Consider the following 18,747-nt stretch of genomic DNA (forward strand, 5'->3'; position numbering starts at 1 on the left):
CCTGCACGTTGGCGGGGCGTCAGTTTGCCATGGCCACGCGCTGTTCGCTGCGCGGGTTACCGGCGCTCGTCGTTGCCGCTTTCGGGCAGGCCGGATAGGCGGGTCAGCCACTCGGCATGGGGCGGAGCGTCCACCCACCGACCATCGCTCACCAGATGCGGCGGCTCCGCGCTCCGGGCCGTCGATGTACACGACGGCCCGGAGACCTCACGACGCCGGGCTTATCGCGGCGACACAGACCGCCGTCGCAGCGAGGCGGCAAGGAACAGCGGCAGCAAGGCCCATAGCCCCCAGGCACCGCTGGACCCGGATGGCGGCTGCCCGCCGGCAGCGGCGGTTCCGTTCACGGCGGGTGCAGCGACGGCGCTGACTTGGTCTGCCTCCACCTCGGCGGTGATGGGCTGGTCGCCAGCTCCCTCGATGGTCAGACTCAGCGCCCAGTTGCCGCCCGGCGCCAGACTGTCAATCTGGTACTGCTCGGTCGCCTTGGTCGTCGGCATCTGCACGCTGGAATCCACCGCCGTCACCGTTGCGCCCGCGGGCAGGTCTACGGAGACGGTGACACCCGTGGCTGCGATGGCGGCATCTGCGGGCAGGCTGACCGTGGCGACATAAGTCAGGCTGTTACCCGAGGCCGAGCCACTGGCATCCACCGCCAGCACCGGCCGCCGCGTCACCGCTTCATACGCGTCGATACGGCCGTAGCCGGAGGTGTTGTTGGGGATGTCGGCATCCGTCGTGCCGCCACAGGTTTCGCCATGCGCAATGGGCACGGCGGTCTGCTCGATGATCGCCCGTACATCGTCCACGCGACCGATGAGTTTGGGTTCAGCAGACAGCAGCAGGGCCACCAGTCCGGCCACATGCGGGCCCGCCATACTGGTGCCGCTCAGAGCCGCGTACTCACCGTTGATCGTCGCCGACAACGTGCTGACGCCCGGGGCGACGACATTGGGTTTGACCCGCATGGACAAATCGCTGAGCACCGGGCCACGGCTGGAAAAGCCGGCCATGACGTCCTCGACATTCGTCGCGCCTACCGAGAAGGATTCCTCGTAAACCGCCAGCGGGAAGGCGATGGTGCTGCACTCGGACCCATCGTTCCCGGCGGACACGACCTGCACAATCCCTGCGGCCTTGGTGGCCTTGTTCAGGTCATCGAGCATCGGCGGTGCACAGCCCTCCAGGCAGCCCCAGGAGTTGTTGACCACATGCGGCGCCATGGCCGGGTCGGCACCGGCCGGGTCGTCGATGGGATACGGCGCGATCATCCACTCCATGCAGTCCATGTAGGCCGGGACCGTGCCGAGACCGACGATGGGGTCATAAAGCGAGCGGCAGGCAATCCACTCGGCGCCCGGGGCCATGCCAATCTGCATGCCCTGGCCATCGTCACCCACCATGGTCCCGGTGGTATGCGTGCCATGACCGTGTGAGTCACAGGGCTCGCCCGGATCGGCACAGAACAGATCGGACGCGCCGAAGGCATTGCGCCAGTTGTAGTCGTGGCTGCCCGTCCGGGTGCCTGGATCCCAGCCGCGGTACTTGTCCTGCAGGGCCGGATGCGTCCATTCCACACCGATATCGTGATCACCGACGACAATCCCCTCACCGTTGATACCTGCCGCCCAGACCTCAGGGGCGCGAACCAGCGCAACGCCGGCTTCCACCGCCTTGTGCGGGGTCTGCTTGGGCGCAGCCTGCTCGACCGGCGCGGGCGCCGGAATCGGCTGGAGCCAGTGCACATGCGCCACACCGGGCAGTCGCGCCACCGCTTCCAGGTCTGCCACGGTGCCCTGAACATGCACGGCATTGGAAATCCAGAAGGCTCGGTGCGTGACTCCGCGGGCCTGCAGCAAAGCCAGCAGCGGAGCCTGACTCCGCTGCGCCGTGGCCTGCAGGGTTTGCATGACAAAGCGCCCCTTGGCCGCCTTATCGGTCAGCGCCTCGGCACCTGATAGGTCGGCCTGATCCTGCAACTGGACCATGAAGTCGACCGTGGTCAGCGTCTGTAAATCACTCAACAATTGCTGATCGACCTTGGCACGCCAGTCGACATCCAGAGCCCAGCTGGCCGTGCTCACACACAACCACGCACTGATGCACAGTGCGATTCGTTTGCTATTCATTGATTCCCCATCTGATCTTGTTGTGGCCACGGGCGGCGCTGCCGCTCGGTGGAGCAAGAAGCTTGCCGCATTCCCGTCGCGCTGTCCGCCACTCGCCTTGTGTGCCTTGGCGGCGCACACTGCACCCAAAGCGACAGGAGATCCGCGCCATGAGCTATCACCCTGCCCCAACACCCGATTGTCAGGAGCAGCACGGACGCGTGCAGCGACTGGTCGAGGGCAGACAGCGCGACCTCGGCGGTTTCTGTGTCCGCCGGGTGCTGCCTGCACGAGATCAACCCATGCTCGGACCCTTTATCTTCCTGGACGAAATGGGGCCGGCCGAGCTACCTGCCGGCAAAGGCATCAATGTTCGCCCCCACCCGCATATCGGGCTGGCCACGATGACCTACTTGTTTGAGGGCGAGATTCTGCATCGCGATAGCGTGGGCGCGGTGCAGCCGATTACGCCGGGGGCCGTTAATCTCATGACCGCCGGCCGCGGTATCGTCCACTCCGAGCGGGCGGGTTCTGATCTGGACCGGGCCGCAGGCCTGCATGGCCTCCAGTGCTGGATGGCCCTGCCGGACGACCTGGAAGACTGTGCCCCCGCGTTCGCCCACTACACCGCCGACGACATTCCCAGCATTTCACGGCCCGGCGCCGATATTCGGGTCATCATGGGACAGGCCTTCGACCAACGGTCGCCTGTGCAGACCGCATCCCCTGCGCTGTACTGCGAATGCCGTCTCGCCAGTGGCGCCACCCTGGCCTGCCCGGCCGCCACGGAGCGCGGGATTTACGTGGTTCAAGGTCGACTGCGCATCGGCGGCACCGTCTGCGAAGCCGGCAGCCTGGCCGTGCTGGATGCCGAAGACGCCGTCGAATTAAGGGCCGAAACCGACACGCTGTGCGTGATTCTCGGCGGCGACCCCGTGGGTCAGCGGCACATTTTCTGGAACTTCGTTGCGCGCAGCCCCGCGACCATCGAGCAGGCCAAAGCCGACTGGATGGCGCGCCGCTTCCCCGACATTCCGGACGACAACGAAGAGTGGATCCCGATCCCCGAATGGCCCGGCGCCAGCGGGACCCGGCCATGAAGACACTGGCCACCGCAACCGTCCGCTCGACGGACACTCCCTATCGTCAGGACATCGAGACCCGGGGTTTTCACCTGGTGGGTGACGAGCCGCCAGAACCCGCTGGCCCTGGCCCCTACGACTACTTCCTCACCGGCCTGGGCATGTGCACCACCATCACCTTGCAAATGTACGCCGAGCGCAAGGGCTGGGATCTCGGGACCGTCTCGGTGTCACTGACCCTAACGAAGGATGCCGACGGACAGACACACATCCATCGCCACATCCACGCGACCGGCGACCTCAGCGACCGCCAATGGGATCGCCTGCTGGAGATCGCAGCGAAAACGCCGGTGACCCGCACGGTCATCGACGGGGCCTCGGTCACCAGCGACCGAGGCAACGCAGCCGCACCGTAACCCGGCCGCCTCATGTCCGGTGTCTGGTCGCCTTCGCCCAGCCCCTGCTGCAGGCATCCAAGCCCCGACGCGCGATGCAAACCGCAGCTGTGACCGGACACATGCGCGATGTAGCGCGACTTGCGGGGGCAGGCCGCATGCTTCAGCGTCAGCAAGTTATGGTTAGCCGCGCATCGACATTCCAGACCCTGACGCCCCGGCGCTTGACGCCCGTGCTTGCGCTCGTGGTGCTGGTATTGCTCGCGCAATATGCGTCGGTCATCCATGCCGAAGAGCATCTATTTCACGAAAGCGATGACACTTGCATCGCATTTCACCAGGCCGAAAAACAGCCGCTTCCCAACAGCTCAGCCACGCCCCCCGCAAGCATCGTGGGGACGGCGCAACGCAGCTGTGCCCCGCTTCAGCGCGCCCTCGTGCCCGTTGTCGCGAACTTTCACGCACGTGCACCGCCCAGCCGCCCGCTGTAAGCGCTGACACATTCCGGCCATGGCCGGAGCACTGGCATTTGCGATGCCAGTCGAATCTGTACGGGCACCGTGTCTCCGCAGGGCGCCCCGAACCCAAATCCAGCGAACAAGCCCGCAGCTTGCCGGCGCGCCGTGAATAACGCGCGAGCCGCGAGCGGGGGTTGTGTGCGCAATCCAAGAGTATTTCTCATGCGACTGAACAAAAAATTCTTGCTTGTCTCCTTGCTGAGCGGCCCGGCACTGCTGCTGGGCGCCTGTAGCGATTCCTCCGGCGGCTCCGGTGACGATGGCGAGGGCGTCTTCATCGGCCTGCCGGAAGGCTTGAGCCTGAACATGATCAATGCCTCCAACGGCGGCTTTTATACCTACAACACGACCACCGGCATCCTCGCCGACCAGAACGCTGTTGCGGCCGCTAGCCAGGATTCAGCCGTACAGAACACCCAGATCACGGATACGTCGGCTATCGGCCACTTTCTCGTCTGGGCGGATGCGGAAGACGAGCATGATCACGAGGCCAAGAACGAGGAAGAGGAAGACATCCATCTGGAATCTCGCTTCCTGCTGATGCGCCCCAGCTACCAGCCCGGCAGTTCGATCGATGCCGACCAGTTCTCGGTGTTGTTCGACTTTCACGACGACGAACTGGCCGGCCACTTGGCCGACGAGTACCGGGATCCCGAACCCGGCAGCCAGGTGACCGAGGAACTGGAGCGCCTCAATGCGTTTGTCACCGAGCAATCCGAACTCGAGGCGGAAGTCGCGGAAGCGCTGGACAGCGAGGGGCAGACGCTCTGCAAAGCCTATATCGACCCCTATCTCGCCGCTGAATTAGCCCACACCCACGAAGGCGAGGAAGGCAGCAGCGAAGAGGCCGCGCACGAGGAAACGCTGGTCCACTACGCGCTCACCGACACCGGCCGGATGTATTTCTACGAGGAACACGAGGGCGCACTGGAAAGCCTCCAGGGCTTCGTCAAGCTCGACGCCACCAGCAGCATCCAGGATTGCGCCCGGACCAGCATCGCCCGCGTCAGCGAAGCAGGCGTGCTCGTCTTCATCCCCGAGACCCAGACCCTCTACCTGGTCGACGCGCATGACGGGTCCGACTTCCATCAGCACTCCACATGGTCAGCGGACTTGCTCATGCCTGCGGGCGCGCGAGCCGACCTCGTCGCAATCGTCGGGGCTGGTGAGGCGCACGAGCACGACCACGAAGAGTAAACCGGTGACGCCGGGGTGCCTGCGCGCCCCGGCGTCCGGGTACTGCCTATGAATATTCAAGCCAAGGCGCTGCTTGTCGCCTGCCTGCTGGCGGCCACGCCCGCAACCGCGGAGCAGCTGGAGCTGGAGCCGGTAGACGTCACGCATACACCGGAACCCGACCCGACATCCCAGGACACCGACACCCTCGAACAAGGGGCCAGCAACGACACGTTGGGTAGTTACCTGGACGACCTGCCCAATGTCGACTCCGCCAGTTATGGAGAAGCCGTCGGGCGGCCAGTGGTCCGCGGGATGAGTGGCTACCGGATCAAGATTCTGCAGAATGATCACGAAGTCAGCGACTTGTCGGCGATGAGCCAGGACCACGCCGTTGCGGTTGCCCCGCAGGCCTCCGAGCGCATCGAACTACTCAAGGGACCGGCATCCCTGCTCTACGCCGCCCAGGCCGGCGGCGTTGTGCGGATTAGCGATGCACTGGACGACCTGTTCTCCAAGCCCGGCCTCCATACCGAGTTGTCGGGCGACCTGCGGGCCGAACCGTCGAGCGCGGGGGCGACGGCCCACCTGCATTACGCCAATAACCGATGGGCCGCGCACCTCGGTGGTTTAAGCCGGGACTCCGATCCCTACGAATCAGGCGACGGGCAGGTTGTTCGAGATTCTGACCTCAGCACCCAGCAAGCCCAGCTCGGCTTCGGCTGGCGTGTCGGCGATCGCACCGAAGTTCAGTTCGGCGCCACCGGATTGACCAAGGACTATGGCATTCCAAACAGCACCGCAGAGCAAACGCGTATTGAGTTGCAACGAGAGGACTACAGGGGCTCATTCCGCTATCTGCCTGACTCGCTCTGGCTCAGCTCGGCGCAGCTCAGCGTACATGGCAGCGACTACCTGCATGATGAGACCGAGGACGGCCGTCAGGACGGCCTGTTCGGACAACAGGTGCTAGGCAGCACGCTCGAACTGGAATGGTGGGCGGGCAGCTGGACCGGCGACACCCGACTCGGCGTCAGCAGGAGCAAGTTGCGCGTCTGCCATGAGCACGGTGGCTGCGACGACTTTCGCGATGCGGTCCGCACTGGCGGCCCGCTGGGTGAGTCCATCGCCCAATCTGTCCAGGACACGGGGCTGCCTTACAGCCACGGCCATCCCATGCCGGATACCGAAGACGAAGGGCTGCAAATCTCGACCGTTGTTCACCGCATGGTCAGCGCGGACCACGCGCTCAGCCTCGGCTCACATCTGCAATGGCGCACGCTGACGCCCGATCCTGACAACATTCAGGAACAGTGGGTCCACCCAGAATCGCTGGACCCCGACCACTACCGTCGGCAGTCGGACCAGGCGCTGAGCCTTTCCGTTGGCCTGGGCAAGCAGGTCAGTGGAAATGCGTTGCTATGGGACGTGAGCGTCAGCTATCTCGAACGTTTCCCCAGCGCAGATGAGCTGTACTGGAACGGGTTTCATCACGCGACCGACACCTACATCTTCGGCAACGTCGATCTGGACAAGGAGCGTAGCGTCAACCTGGATGTCGAGTTGGTGCTCAAACACGATGAACACCGGGCGCAGCTCTCCAGCTTCTACTACCGATTCGACGATTACATTTTCCAGGATCAGGGATTCGCAGCCGACGGCTCGCCGCTGGTGGATCCATTCCACCTCAGCGAAGTGTGGTTCACGCGACAAACAGACGCTCGGTTCTACGGCGCGTCCCTCCGCTATGAGAACCATCTCGACGTTCACCGAGGCTGGCCCGTCACGCTCTGGGCACAGGTCGATGCCTTGTCCGCAACAACGGCCGGCGGCGAGCATCTACCGCGCACAGCGCCCACGAATGGCGCGCTCGGCGTGGTTTACGACACGCCGCGCTGGCTGGCGTCCGCCACGGTCAAGCGCGTGCTGCGGTCGGACAATCTGGCACCCAACGAAGATGAGACCGAGGGCTACACTTGGTTATCTGCCAGGCTGCAACGCAACTGGACACTCCAGGACCAGGCGTGGCAGCTCTGGATCATGGGCGAGAACCTGCTGGATGCTGACGCCCGAAACCACCTGTCTGTGCTCAAGGACACCGCCCCCCTGCCCGGCAGGCAGGTCATCGCGGGCATCAAATGGGCGTACTAGCCGAGCAGAGGCCCACTCGCTTAGCGCGTGGCTGGCTGGACGCCTGGCTGTGATGACACCGCCATCCGCACAGACCCGAACAGCGGGCCACGTGCGGATGGCAGCCAATCCCGCAGTCAGGCCTTGGTGGTGACGTAGCGCAGCAGTTCAACCACCTGCTTTGGCGTCTCGGCCCAGGCCATGGCAGCCGCATCAACTTCCTTCAGCGCATGGATGAGCGACTCGTCGTGCAGTGTGATGTAAGGCTTGTCCAATGCCGCGCAGTAGCCGGCATCGAACGCCGCGTTCCACTGCTTGTACTTGTCACCAAAACGCACAACGGCGATATCGCACTGCTCGATCAAGGTCTTGGTGCGAATGGCATTGACCCGCGCCGACTGGTGATCACGCCAGTAGCCGGACTCGGGCTGACGCAGCAAGTCACCCGCGGCATCACTCGCCGCGTGGTCGGTGACGGCAGAGGCGAAATTCACCGGCAAATCCTCGGCGCCGGCAATGATCTGCTCGCGCCAGTCGGTGTGGATTTCACCGGAGAGATAGACATTCCATTCCATGGTGTTCCCTGTCAGATTCGATCAAAGAAAAGGGCCGCATTGTGCGGCCCTTTGCGTTTCATCCAACAAGTTTATTGCACACGCTGGTGCCTGGCGACCACTGACGCAGATTCGGATTCCCTGCGCTCGAGCCGCTGACGCTTCGAGACCCCATCCACCGGAACCTCTGTCGCGGAGTAGTCATAGAATCTCTGAATGTATGTCGTGTCTTCGGTCGAGCCACCAAAGTAGCTCAAGTCGAATTGACGCACTTCCATCCAATAGAAGCGCTGACCATCGATGGTTAACGGCACCAATTCCCGGCGGTCCCAGGTGTAACAGTCAGCCGTCCCTGGCTCGCAGCCCGGGTAGAAACTCGAGCCGTCGTAGTATTCAGTGCGCTGAATCACGACCGTATTGTCCGGGCTCAGCGCCCAATAAAACTCGGCATAACTCTCTAGTGGTCGCCGATCACCCGAATCGGGTTGGTTGTAATACTCGGATTCCTCCGGTTCACCGTCACCGTCCTCGTCGACCCTGCGGATCTCGTTAACAAACTGTGCGCCCGTGCCATCGGCATCGAAGCGCAGGCCAAAACCCACGACATCGTCATCCGAAGCCTCTTCATCACCAACACCAAACTGATAGTAGTAGCCGGGAATATCAGCTGGCGTAAATGCTGCGCCGGAATCGCAAACCGCAAGCCCTAGATCGACACGGCGGCTGGCGTCCGCGCCCTCCGACTCCGTCAGCCAAGTGGCGGCGCAATCATCAATCCGGGTACCGAGCCGGTACCTCATGCGCGTCCCGCTGACGAAATTCACGGACAACGCGTCGTCCCCCTCTGTCCAGGTGAAATCCTCGCCAAGAACAGCTGCCGACCCCATGCCTCCAGACTGAAACGAGAGTCGGTCTGCCGTCAGGCCACGTGACTCGACCCCCTCGTTCGTGTTGTAGACGTCTGCAGACACACCCGATCCGACCGGTGCCCGCACCGCGGGAAAAGCGGCACGCACATCGGCATCCGCCAGATAGCGCACGTTACTGACGAACATCCTTGTCTCGGGGCTCGCGTTCGGATCGTCCGGATAGGTGGTTTCGTAGTAGCTACGCAGCTGCGCAATCCCGTTACCCAGCGGCACGATCTCCACATGCAGCTCAGTATCGACGGCATTGATTGCCCCGCCCGATCCGTCCGCAACGCTGTACTCAAACCGCTCTGGATCGTCAGGAACCACCGTGAGGGTGTTGCCGGACTGGCTCCAGGTCGTGGATGTGTCACGGACCGCATCGAAAACGAGCCCGGTGCCATCGGCCTCAAATTGGTAGACATCGACCAAATTGAAGTAGTTGTAGGCCATCGGCGGGACGTAGCCAATGGTCACCAGGCGTTGTGGCACGCCGGCCATATCCTCTTGCGCGACCACGTTGGGATCATCGGCCGTCGCTGTTTGGGCATCCTGGAAGTCCTGCTGCCCCTGTGTGGTGGAGGTCACGTCCTCCACAAACTGCTCAACCAGCTCGGCCTGCTCTGCGAAGGCCAGCGTGTCGGTCACTGAATCCGGCAACGCATAGCGATCCGCCTGATCGACCAGCAGTTTGATGGAAGCAGCAGTGTTCAGCAGCCGCTCAGGGTCAACCTCAGCCAGCGCCGTCTCGAGATCGGCATCGCCGGTCAGCTGGCTCCCGAGCTGGGCCGACTCCGCCGTGCTGAGATGCGTCACGTTGGCTCGGATATTGTCGCCTGCAGACAGACTGCCGTCTGGGCCGGCCTGCTGCACCAGCGTGTCTAGCGAAGCCAGCTGACTCCGGAAGCGTACAAAAGACTGCTGCCCTCGCCCGCGCGCCTCCAACCGGAGCAAGCGGTCCGACTCGGTCACCGGTGCGGAGACCTGTAACGAGTAGAAGCCGTTCGAGTCTGCGGTCGCCGAAAACGACCGATTCCCGAGCGATGCCACAACCTCAGCCAACGCGATGGGCGCATCGGTGACACGCCCCTCGATCGTGAGCACGGTCTGCTGTCCGTTCGGAGGCGGCGGGGCACAGCAATCTTCCGCATCCTCGCCTCCGCAGGCGCCAAGCAGTCCGCCTACGCCGATCACCACTCCCCAATGCCACATCGCTCGCTTCGTCACCGCAGTCTTCCCCATTTCAGATTCAACAGGGACCGAACCTAGCGGCATACATACAAGCCATGCATCGCCCACTTGGATGATGATCAACCCAACCGGCCGCCAGCCGACGGGGTGACGAGTGGCCCGACCGCTCCCGGCCAGACACGAAGCGTGCAGCGCGACCCGGTACATCCATGTACCGCGTCGCGGTGCAATCAACAGCTTGGTGGGGTGAAACCCGCCAGCGTGTCCTAGAGGATGAAGCGGGACAGGTCCTCGTCCTTGGACAGCTCGGACAGGGCGGCATCCACGCGCCCGGCGTCGATGGTCACGGACTCACCCGCGCGATCCGGCGCCTCGAATGAGAGCTGTTCCACTAGGCGTTCCAGCAAGGTGTGCAGGCGACGGGCGCCGATGTTCTCGGTGCGCTCGTTCACCTCGCTGGCGATTTCTGCCAATCGCCGTACGCCGGGTTCGTCGAAGCTGACCTGCAGGCCTTCGGTTCCCAGCAAAGCCACGTATTGCTCGGTGAGCGAGCAATCGGGTTCGGTGAGAATGCGCAGGAAGTCATCGGCTGTCAGCGCGGACAGTTCGACACGGATGGGCAACCGACCCTGCAGTTCGGGAATGAGGTCGCTGGGCTTGGCGAGGTGGAAAGCGCCGGAGGCAATGAACAGGATGTGGTCGGTCTTCACCATGCCGTACTTGGTGTTGACGGTGCAGCCCTCGACCAGTGGCAGCAGGTCGCGTTGCACACCCTCGCGGGACACATCCCCACCCATGGCGCCGTCGCGCTTGCAGACCTTGTCGATTTCGTCGATGAAGACGATGCCGTTCTGCTCGACATTGCGCACGGCATGGGCCTTGAGGGCTTCCTCGTCGACCAGACGGGCCGCCTCTTCATCCGTCATGACCTTCATGGCCTGCTTGACGGTCATCTTGCGCTTACGCGTCTTGCCCTTGGACAGGTTCTGGAACAGGCCCTGCATCTGACTGGCCATTTCTTCCATACCTGGCGGGGTCATGATCTCCACACCAGGGGTGGGCATCTGCACCTCGATCTCGATCTCGGTATCGTCCATCTGCCCTTCGCGCAGGCGCTTGCGGAACACCTGACGGGCCGTGCCGGTTTCCTGCTCACGGGTTTCCGAGCGCTCCCCCCCGTACTCACGGGGACGCGGGACCAGGGCATCCAGCACCCGCTCCTCAGCCGCCAGCTCCGCCTTGGGACGGGCCTGCTGCATGGCGGTTTCGCGCTCCATCTTCACGGCCGCATCGACCAGGTCGCGGATGATGGAATCCACCTCGCGGCCTACGTAGCCAACCTCGGTGAACTTGGTCGCTTCAACCTTGATGAATGGCGCCCGCGCCAGCTTGGCCAGCCGCCGCGCAATTTCGGTCTTACCAACGCCCGTGGGACCAATCATCAGAATGTTTTTGGGCGTGATCTCGCCGGCCATACGCTCGTCGAGTTGCATGCGCCGCCAGCGGTTGCGCAGGGCAATGGCCACGGCGCGCTTGGCTTCGCTCTGGCCGACAATGTGCTTGTCCAGTTCCTGGACGATCTCACGCGGCGTCATCGTGCCCGTGGTGGGTAATGCCTGGGTGGCGTCGCTCATGCGTCCAGCACCTCTAGAGTCAGATGGTCGTTGGTATACACACAGGTATCGGCGGCAATCTTCATTGCACGCTTGACGATTTCGTCGGCAGGCAGGTCGGTGTTGTCGACCAGGGCACGCGCCGCCGCCTGGGCGAAGCTGCCGCCGGAGCCGATGGCGATGGAGTCGTACTCCGGCTCCATCACATCTCCCGTACCGGAGATCATCAGCGAGGCCGTGGTATCGGCCACCAGCAGCAAGGCTTCCAGACGGCGGAGTGAGCGATCGGTGCGCCAGTCCTTGGCCAGCTCGACCGCGGCGCGGACCAGATTGCCCGAGTGGGTTTCCAGCTTGCCTTCGAAGCGCTCAAACAGCGTGAAGGCATCGGCGGTGCCGCCGGCGAAGCCCGCAATGACCTGATTGTTGTACAGGCGCCGTACCTTCCGGGCATTGCCCTTGACCATGGTGTTGCCCATGGACACCTGCCCATCTCCGCCAATGGCAACGCGATCGCCGCGCCGTACGCAGAGGATGGTGGTTCCTCGAAATTGTTCCACGATGATTCCGTGTCTGGGTCGTCGCCCCTATGTCGGGACGGGCGGGGCGGCTTTCAATGCGTGCCCGCATTCAGGGCCGCGCAGCACCACACTCAGCGCGTGCGAGATGCGGACCAGCGACTGCGCGTGACGGCGTACAGCCAGGCATCGTGCCGGGCGTCGTCTCGAAACAAGCGTTGCTGCAGGCGCGCTTCGCGACAGGCACCAATCGCTTCCGCCAGACCAATGCTGGCGGTGTTGTCGCAATCGATGATCAGCTCGACCCGCGACAGCACATGCTCGCGAAAGGCTTTGTCCAGCAGCTGTGTCAGGGCCCTGCGCGCCACGCCACGGCGCCAATGATCCATACGCACCCAGTAGCCGGCCTCGGCGGTGGCATGCAACACGTCAATGCGATGCAGACCGCAAACACCCAGCACCTGCCCGCCCGGCGTCACGATGCCGTAGTTAAACTCCAGGCCCGCACCGCGCAACACGGCGCAACGTGCCTGAAAGGCCTGCTGGTCGCGCAAGGAGTAGGCCGATGTCAGCCAGTGCATCCACGGTGCCAAACCGTGGCGGCTGGACATCACCGCGTCATACGCCGAGGCGGAGGACACCTGCTCCACCGGCTGCAGCGAGATGCGAGGGCTCTTGATCATGCGGCGATGGTATCCCAGCTTGAACGGCGACCCGCGCTGCGGCCACCGTGACAGAAGCGGTCGCCGACCTGGGCCAAGGTCGGCGCTCGCGCACCGCCATGCTCAGTCTTCAGGCGTCTCCGCACTCCCCGACCGACGGGCGCGCGGATGCGCCTTGTCGTACACATCGGCCAGGTGCTGAAAATCCAGATGGGTGTAGACCTGCGTGGTGCTGATGCTGGCATGGCCCAACAGCTCCTGCACTGCGCGCAGATCGCCGCTGGACTCCAACATATGCGTGGCAAAAGCATGTCGCAGCCGGTGAGGGTGCAGCCGACTCGGCAGGCTGGCACGCTCGGCGGCCTGGGCCAGGCGCGACTGCACCGAGCGAGGTGACAGCCGCCCCCCGCGCGTCGAAACGAACAGCGCGGGCTCATCCGGCGCGGCCATCTCGCCGCGCAGCTTGACCCACCGCCGAACCGCACGGGCGGCCATCCGCCCGACGGGCACCTCACGGGCCTTGGCCCCCTTACCCGTCACACGCAGCAGCCCTTCATCGGGCCGAAAGTCATTGAGGTTGATGCCGACCAGCTCGGCCAGACGCAGACCACTGGAATAAATCAGTTCCATCATCGCCTGGTCCCGCACCGCCACGACCGAGGCCGGTTCGCTCTCCAGCAAACTGCTGACCTCATCGACATCGAGGCTCTTGGGCAACGGCCTGCCCCGCTTGGGCGCCTGCACATCGGCTGCCGGATCGGCGCTGGCTTGACCGTGCCGGATGAGGTGCGCATAGAAGCTGCGCACCGCCGACAACGCCCGCTGCAGAGACGCCGCTGACAAGCCGCGCCGGTGCTCCGCTGCGACCCACTGGCGGATGTGGGCAACACCGACCCGCCCCCAGTCCTCCACCGATTGCGTGATCAAGAAGGCCTGCAGACGACCGAGATCACGCTGATACGCGGCGCGGGTATGGGCCGAGAGCTGGCGCTCGTCGCGCAGCACCCGGTCAAAGGCGTCCAGCTCAGTCTGAAGCGCAGGCATCGGGCAGGTGACGCCGAATCGCTGCCGTCAGCAAATCGGCGATCAGGTCCAGAAACAGCGTGCCCATGCCGGGCTGGAATCGCGCGCCGTCTTCGCTGCCTACGGCCAGCAACCCCAAAGGCTGCACTCGATCCAGTGGCACCACGGCTGCCGAGGCGATCGACTGTTCGCCGAACAGCGCCTGCCGGGCCTTTGCATCGACTGGCCCGCATTCGATCAGACCAGTACGCATGAGGTTGGCGTAATGCTGGCGCAGCGCGTGTCCCGCGCCGATCGCAGGGATCTCACTGTGGGGCTGCTCATCGTACAAGCCGATGAACACGGCATCCACGGCGAACGCCCGGGTGACCTCGTCGCGCGTGATGTTGGCGACCTCGGCCAGGGAACCGGCCCCCAGCAGGGCAACGGCCAGGCGATTGGCATGACGCATGCGGCGTTCGTTATGACGCGCCAGCTCAGCCAGCTGATGCAGCCGCTCTCTCAACTGCTCGTTGCGCTGCCGCAGCAAGCCCACCTGGCGCTCGATGAGCGAGGCTGCGGAGCCGGTGGCATGCGCCAGTTCCACACCCTCCAGCAACTGCGGGTGGTCGGCGAACAGCTGCGGATGTTGTTCGAGATAAGCGATGACGTCGTCCTCGGTGACCCCGGCCACCGCCATGTCATCCGGCTGCATGGCCGCCAATGCGACCTTGTCTTCTGAATTCCCCATGCTCCCCGCAGGCTCTTCGCTTCAGTCCAGACCAAATGCTAACGGAATCGGCCGGTTCGGGCCGCTGTGTCAGCGATTGAAGTCGATATGCCCCTCGAAGACGTAGCTTGCCGGGCCTTCCATCCACAGATCATGGCCTGGGCCCGGCCAGCGAATATCCAGCTGGCCTCCCGGCAGCTGCACTCGCACCTGAGGCCCCACCACGCCCAGGCCGTGCAACACGGCCACGGCGCCGCAGGCACCGCTGCCGCAGGCCTCGGTCTCTCCGGCCCCTCGCTCCCAGACCCGCAAACGAATCTCATCGGTCGCCACGACCTCGGCAAAGCCGATATTCGCCCTCTGGGGAAACAGTGCATGCGTCTCCAGCCGGGGGCCCAGCGTCGTCACCGGCGCTTGATCGACATCTTCAACAAGCAACACCGCATGCGGGTTCCCCATGGAGACGGCGCCGAACATCCATGCCGTGTCGTCGATCGTCGCCGTGTAACGGTCTGCTGCCCGGGGCGCATCCAGGGGAATCCGCATGGGATCGAAGATCGGCTCCCCCATGTTGACGATCACCTGGGCCGCGTCGACCTCCACCCGCATGCGGGTGGTGCGTGTGGCAAAGACCAACTCGTCGCGCTGGGTTAGACCGCGATCAACGACATAGCGCGCCACGCAGCGCACTCCGTTGCCGCACTGGCCCACCTCGGTGCCATCGGCATTGAGAATGCGATACCCGAAATCCACGCCCTGCTCATCCGTCGGTTCGACCAGCAAGACCTGATCACAGCCCACACCCCGGCGACGATCAGCCAGGCGGCGGACCTGCCCGGCCGTGAGTGGAACCGCCGCACGCGTGGCGTCGATCACGACGAAGTCGTTACCCAGGGCATGCATCTTGGTGAATTCGAGCTTCATGCGGCTCCGGCATTGCTTGTCCGATAGGGCCATGCAGAATACGCGGGATGCGCACGCCCGTCCGCCAATCTCTATTGCAGGTTGTTGCCGTTGCTCTGCTTGCCCTGCAGTGGAGCGCTGCCACGCATGCGGCGGACCATGCGCTGGAACCTGCCCACCAACTCTGTGCGCTTTGTCATGTGGCCCAGAAGGTCACAACGCCCCCGGCATCCACGGGTGCCGTCGGCCCGTCACAACACCGTGCGCAGGGCGATGCTCCGCTACCAATCGCCGCTCTGCAGCGGGTGGCCTGGGCATCACAGGCTCTGCGCGGCCCGCCGCTGTACACCTGACCCGAAAACCGCTGGATGCTCTGCCGCGTGACGTCGCCGACGTCGACGCACCGATTTCCGCTTCGACCGGCCCCGAACCCGGGTCCATCAGGAGTACACATCCGATGAACCGATATGTTTTCCCGCTGGCCGTGATCGCGACCAGCCATCTGCCCGTAGCCGTTGCTGACGAGCAACCGCTGGAGCTTGAACCGATCTCGGTCACCGCCGAACCCTTCGCCGACCGGGGGGAACTCGATTCCACCCGTCCCGTTGATGTCCTGGTGGGGGATGCGCTGGACCGCGCGCGCGCCGCCACGTTGGGCGAAACCCTGGATCGACAACCGGGCATTGCGAACGCCGGCTTCGGCCCAGGTGCCGGCCGGGTCGTGATTCGTGGCCAGTCGGGCCCCCGCGTCCGTGTGCTGGACGGCGGTGTGGGCGTGCTCGACGCCTCCACGGTCAGCCCTGACCACAATATTTCCACCGAGCCCTTTCGTGCGCGCCAGATCGAAGTGCTGCGTGGTCCCGCTGCCCTGCTGTATGGCAACGGCGCGATCGGCGGAGTCGTCAACGTGGTGTCCGACACGATCCCCACTGAGCCGGTCGAACAAATCGGCGGCTCACTGGGCATGCGCTATGACGACGGGGCGGAAGCACTCACCACTTATGGCCACACCGAGTTCGGCATCGGCCGGCTCAATGTGCATCTCGACGGCCTGATCCGAAACACCGATGACCTCAAGATTCCGGCCGGCTCGGTCCGAGACGAGGAAGAGGCACACGAGGGAGAAGCCCCCGAAGAGGTGCATGAAGAACACGCCGAAGGCCCGACTAACCGACTGGAAAACTCCAGCACGGAAACGGAGTCTTTCGCGCTGGGAACCTCCTGGGTCGACGATTGGGGCCATGTCGGCTTGGCTATCACCCGCTACGACACCCACTACGGCGTGCCGGGCCATGCCCATGAGCATGAAGAAGAACACGAAGGCGAAGCGGGCCACGACGAGGAACATGGGGAGGAAGAAGGCGGGGTGCGCATCGACCTGCAACAGACGCGCTACGACGCCAAACTGGAAATATTCGATCCGCTGCCGGGATTCACCCGTCTACGCGGCGCGCTGGTCCTCAGTGACTACGAACACACGGAAATAGAACCCTCGGGCGAACCCGGCACGGTCTTCGGTAATGATGGCACCGAGTTTCGTCTCGAAGCCACGCATGCGCCCATCGGCCAGCTGACCGGCGTGCTGGGTGTGCAGTGGGTGGATGCCGACTTCTCCGCCGTGGGAGAAGAAGCGTTTGTGCCCACCGTCCAGACCCGTTCACTGGGTGTCTTTGGCGTCGAGGAATGGCAGCTCAATGCCTTACGACTGGAGGCTGGATTACGGCTGGAGAACACGGATCACGACCCGACGGGCAACCAACCGGCCCGCGACTTCTCAACCGTATCGCTGTCCCTGGGCGGCAATTACGCACTCGGCGATCACGCCAACGTTGCGGTTTCACTGTCCCGGTCCCAACGCGCCCCCTCCTCGCAGGAGCTGTACTCGCTGGGCCCGCACCTGGCCACCGAAACCTTCGAGGTTGGCAATCTCGATCTGACCGAAGAGGTCGCAAACAACCTGGACGTGACCCTGCACTGGCATGGCGACCGGGTGGACGCCGAGCTCACCGGCTTCGTTACCCGCTACCAGGACTACATCTACCAGAGCAGCACCGACAGCTTGCTACCGGATGGCGAACCCGACCGGGTGGACGAAGAAGGGATGGCCGAAGCCGATGGTGAATTGCTCTACGTTCGCTACACACAGCAAGACGCCAACTTCGCCGGCGCCGAAGCCTCGCTGAGCGTGCTGGCCCTGCAATCCACCACGCTGGGCAACTGGCGCCCGCGGCTATTCGCCGACACCGTCAGCGGCGAACTTGATAACGGCGGCCCGCTACCCCGCATCACGCCGTCACGCATCGGCCTGGGGCTGGACTGGCAGCGCCTGTCACTGGGTGCCGACCTGCGGTTGACCCGCGTCCTCACCCAGGACGACACGGCCGAACTGGAAACCGAAACCGCCGGCTACACACGCCTAGACGCCGACCTGACCTGGACGGTGCGCTCGGCGGCAGCGTTGGTGTTTGGCCTGCGAGGGCGCAACCTGCTGGATGAAACCATTCGGGATCACACGTCGTTTATCAAAGACCAGTCTCCGGGAGTTGCGCGGTCGGTGATTGTCGATATGGCATTGAAGTTCTGATCGCGTAGGGCTGGTCGCCGGGGCGGGTGGTGGTGTATGCCTCCCCTCCGGCTGCTGGCTATTGGTGTAAACACAGGCACGGGCGGTGCAGCGCGCAGGTCTTCAGTAGCACCCGCATCCCGGCGGTACACGCTGGCGACAAGGGGTGTGGGCCAAGGAGCCATCACAAAGTAGCGGGACGCAGCTCCTTGCATGCCTTTGTTCGAAGCGAAACGTTCCTACACTGGTCTGAGTTCGCAAACGGTCAGATTTCGCCCTGCCGGGCGAGCCGATTTTCTTTGCGCGCCCAAAGAAAACCGGCGAAAAGAAACGGCGCCCGATCACGTGGCCCGCCGCCTGTCCGGCGGCGGGTGCCCTGCGCTTCTCGCAGTCGGTGGGCGTTGCAGACGGGCCGTCCTGGCCCGGCTGCAACGGCTTCGGCATCCCTGCCTCGCTCGGCGCTGCGCGCCGACAGGTCCACCGCCTGCTGCGATGCTCGGCCACGTGACACGGGGTCGAGTCCATATCCCGCCGAACTGCAGGGGTTTCCGTGCCTGTGCTCAGCCGAGACGCGCAGCCGGCGACGGATCAGCGGGTCGGCTGTTTGAGCCCGCGCAGCGGGCGAGTTTCCGACCCGCCCGTCGCCGGCGAGCATCGCAGGGCAGTCGTCGCGCCGCAGGCGCGCCGACCTGAGCAG

16 protein-coding genes are annotated in these 18,747 nt (G+C 64.2%); 7 read left to right on the forward strand and 9 right to left on the reverse strand.

All coding sequences use genetic code 11. The features are described from left to right. Window positions 1-221: 221 nt before the first annotated feature. Complete coding sequence (locus DEH80_RS15150; RefSeq protein ID WP_109721355.1) at window positions 222-2,129, reverse strand: S8 family serine peptidase; 1,908 nt, start codon at window positions 2,127-2,129, stop codon at window positions 222-224. 149 nt (window positions 2,130-2,278) lie between these two features. Between DEH80_RS15150 and DEH80_RS15155 the strand changes: the two genes are divergently transcribed. The 5 genes from DEH80_RS15155 (at window position 2,279) to DEH80_RS15175 (ending at window position 7,430) form a co-directional block, all read left to right on the forward strand. Continuing rightward, window positions 2,279-3,208, forward strand: coding sequence for a pirin family protein (locus DEH80_RS15155; protein ID WP_109721356.1), 930 nt, complete (start codon window positions 2,279-2,281; stop codon window positions 3,206-3,208). Continuing rightward, window positions 3,205-3,606 carry an OsmC family protein gene (locus DEH80_RS15160; protein WP_109721378.1) on the forward strand — a complete coding sequence of 134 codons (402 nt, stop codon included), beginning with the start codon at window positions 3,205-3,207 and terminating at the stop codon, window positions 3,604-3,606. Before DEH80_RS15155 ends, DEH80_RS15160 begins: the two co-directional genes overlap by 4 nt. A gap of 137 nt (window positions 3,607-3,743) precedes the next feature. Beyond that, window positions 3,744-4,076 carry a hypothetical protein gene (locus tag DEH80_RS15165; protein WP_133249273.1) on the forward strand — a complete coding sequence of 111 codons (333 nt, stop codon included), beginning with the start codon at window positions 3,744-3,746 and terminating at the stop codon, window positions 4,074-4,076. A 189-nt stretch (window positions 4,077-4,265) separates the two neighbouring features. Further along, entirely contained in the window at window positions 4,266-5,300 is a 1,035-nt protein-coding gene (locus DEH80_RS15170; RefSeq protein ID WP_109721358.1) for a hypothetical protein, read from the forward strand. 48 nt (window positions 5,301-5,348) lie between these two features. Further along, entirely contained in the window at window positions 5,349-7,430 is a 2,082-nt protein-coding gene (locus tag DEH80_RS15175) for a TonB-dependent receptor (RefSeq protein WP_109721359.1), read from the forward strand. Between the two features lie 116 nt (window positions 7,431-7,546). Here the strand turns inward: DEH80_RS15175 and DEH80_RS15180 are convergent, their stop codons facing one another. The 8 genes from DEH80_RS15180 to dapF all read right to left on the reverse strand — a co-directional run bounded on the left by DEH80_RS15180 (window position 7,547) and on the right by dapF (window position 15,508). Beyond that, complete coding sequence (locus DEH80_RS15180; RefSeq protein ID WP_109721360.1) at window positions 7,547-7,984, reverse strand: YtoQ family protein; 438 nt, start codon at window positions 7,982-7,984, stop codon at window positions 7,547-7,549. A 71-nt stretch (window positions 7,985-8,055) separates the two neighbouring features. Next, complete coding sequence (locus tag DEH80_RS15185) at window positions 8,056-10,098, reverse strand: hypothetical protein (protein ID WP_133249274.1); 2,043 nt, start codon at window positions 10,096-10,098, stop codon at window positions 8,056-8,058. 230 nt (window positions 10,099-10,328) lie between these two features. Further along, window positions 10,329-11,696, reverse strand: a complete 1,368-nt coding sequence (gene hslU, locus DEH80_RS15190) for an ATP-dependent protease ATPase subunit HslU (protein WP_243412828.1) — start codon at window positions 11,694-11,696, stop codon at window positions 10,329-10,331. After that, window positions 11,693-12,232, reverse strand: coding sequence for an ATP-dependent protease subunit HslV (gene hslV / locus DEH80_RS15195; protein WP_109721362.1), 540 nt, complete (start codon window positions 12,230-12,232; stop codon window positions 11,693-11,695). Before hslV ends, hslU begins: the two co-directional genes overlap by 4 nt. A gap of 92 nt (window positions 12,233-12,324) precedes the next feature. Then, window positions 12,325-12,873, reverse strand: a complete 549-nt coding sequence (locus DEH80_RS15200; protein WP_109721363.1) for a GNAT family N-acetyltransferase — start codon at window positions 12,871-12,873, stop codon at window positions 12,325-12,327. Between the two features lie 102 nt (window positions 12,874-12,975). Continuing rightward, on the reverse strand, window positions 12,976-13,896 hold the full coding sequence (xerC, locus tag DEH80_RS15205; protein ID WP_109721364.1) for a tyrosine recombinase XerC: 921 nt from the start codon (window positions 13,894-13,896) through the stop codon (window positions 12,976-12,978). Next, window positions 13,877-14,605 (reverse strand): DUF484 family protein, encoded by a 729-nt coding sequence (locus tag DEH80_RS15210; RefSeq protein ID WP_109721365.1) that lies wholly within the window; start codon window positions 14,603-14,605, stop codon window positions 13,877-13,879. The genes xerC and DEH80_RS15210 overlap by 20 nt, the downstream gene beginning before the upstream one ends. Window positions 14,606-14,674: 69 nt before the next feature. Next, window positions 14,675-15,508: a diaminopimelate epimerase gene (dapF, locus tag DEH80_RS15215; protein ID WP_109721366.1), complete on the reverse strand. Its 834-nt coding sequence runs from the start codon at window positions 15,506-15,508 to the stop codon at window positions 14,675-14,677. A gap of 47 nt (window positions 15,509-15,555) precedes the next feature. On the opposite strand from dapF, the gene DEH80_RS17390 reads away from it, so the two are divergent. Together DEH80_RS17390 and DEH80_RS15220 are read left to right on the forward strand one after the other, a co-directional pair. Continuing rightward, window positions 15,556-15,840 carry a hypothetical protein gene (locus DEH80_RS17390; protein ID WP_165831501.1) on the forward strand — a complete coding sequence of 95 codons (285 nt, stop codon included), beginning with the start codon at window positions 15,556-15,558 and terminating at the stop codon, window positions 15,838-15,840. Between the two features lie 104 nt (window positions 15,841-15,944). Next, window positions 15,945-18,071, forward strand: coding sequence for a TonB-dependent receptor (locus DEH80_RS15220; protein WP_165831502.1), 2,127 nt, complete (start codon window positions 15,945-15,947; stop codon window positions 18,069-18,071). Window positions 18,072-18,747: the final 676 nt, after the last annotated feature.

Origin of the sequence: Abyssibacter profundi, assembly GCF_003151135.1 — a bacterium.
Lineage (GTDB): Bacteria > Pseudomonadota > Gammaproteobacteria > Nevskiales > OUC007 > Abyssibacter > Abyssibacter profundi.

What these genes read in the sequence shown, in the direction of transcription:
- DEH80_RS15150 (WP_109721355.1), bottom strand. Translation starts at nt 2,129, where the DNA reads ATGAATAGCAAACGAATCGCACTGTGCATCAGTGCGTGGTTGTGTGTG.
- DEH80_RS15155 (WP_109721356.1), top strand. Translation starts at nt 2,279, where the DNA reads ATGAGCTATCACCCTGCCCCAACACCCGATTGTCAGGAGCAGCACGGA.
- DEH80_RS15160 (WP_109721378.1), top strand. Translation starts at nt 3,205, where the DNA reads ATGAAGACACTGGCCACCGCAACCGTCCGCTCGACGGACACTCCCTAT.
- DEH80_RS15165 (WP_133249273.1), top strand. Translation starts at nt 3,744, where the DNA reads ATGCTTCAGCGTCAGCAAGTTATGGTTAGCCGCGCATCGACATTCCAG.
- DEH80_RS15170 (WP_109721358.1), top strand. Translation starts at nt 4,266, where the DNA reads ATGCGACTGAACAAAAAATTCTTGCTTGTCTCCTTGCTGAGCGGCCCG.
- DEH80_RS15175 (WP_109721359.1), top strand. Translation starts at nt 5,349, where the DNA reads ATGAATATTCAAGCCAAGGCGCTGCTTGTCGCCTGCCTGCTGGCGGCC.
- DEH80_RS15180 (WP_109721360.1), bottom strand. Translation starts at nt 7,984, where the DNA reads ATGGAATGGAATGTCTATCTCTCCGGTGAAATCCACACCGACTGGCGC.
- hslU (WP_243412828.1), bottom strand. Translation starts at nt 11,696, where the DNA reads ATGAGCGACGCCACCCAGGCATTACCCACCACGGGCACGATGACGCCG.
- DEH80_RS15200 (WP_109721363.1), bottom strand. Translation starts at nt 12,873, where the DNA reads ATGATCAAGAGCCCTCGCATCTCGCTGCAGCCGGTGGAGCAGGTGTCC.
- xerC (WP_109721364.1), bottom strand. Translation starts at nt 13,896, where the DNA reads ATGCCTGCGCTTCAGACTGAGCTGGACGCCTTTGACCGGGTGCTGCGC.
- DEH80_RS15210 (WP_109721365.1), bottom strand. Translation starts at nt 14,605, where the DNA reads ATGGGGAATTCAGAAGACAAGGTCGCATTGGCGGCCATGCAGCCGGAT.
- dapF (WP_109721366.1), bottom strand. Translation starts at nt 15,508, where the DNA reads ATGAAGCTCGAATTCACCAAGATGCATGCCCTGGGTAACGACTTCGTC.
- DEH80_RS17390 (WP_165831501.1), top strand. Translation starts at nt 15,556, where the DNA reads ATGCGCACGCCCGTCCGCCAATCTCTATTGCAGGTTGTTGCCGTTGCT.
- DEH80_RS15220 (WP_165831502.1), top strand. Translation starts at nt 15,945, where the DNA reads ATGAACCGATATGTTTTCCCGCTGGCCGTGATCGCGACCAGCCATCTG.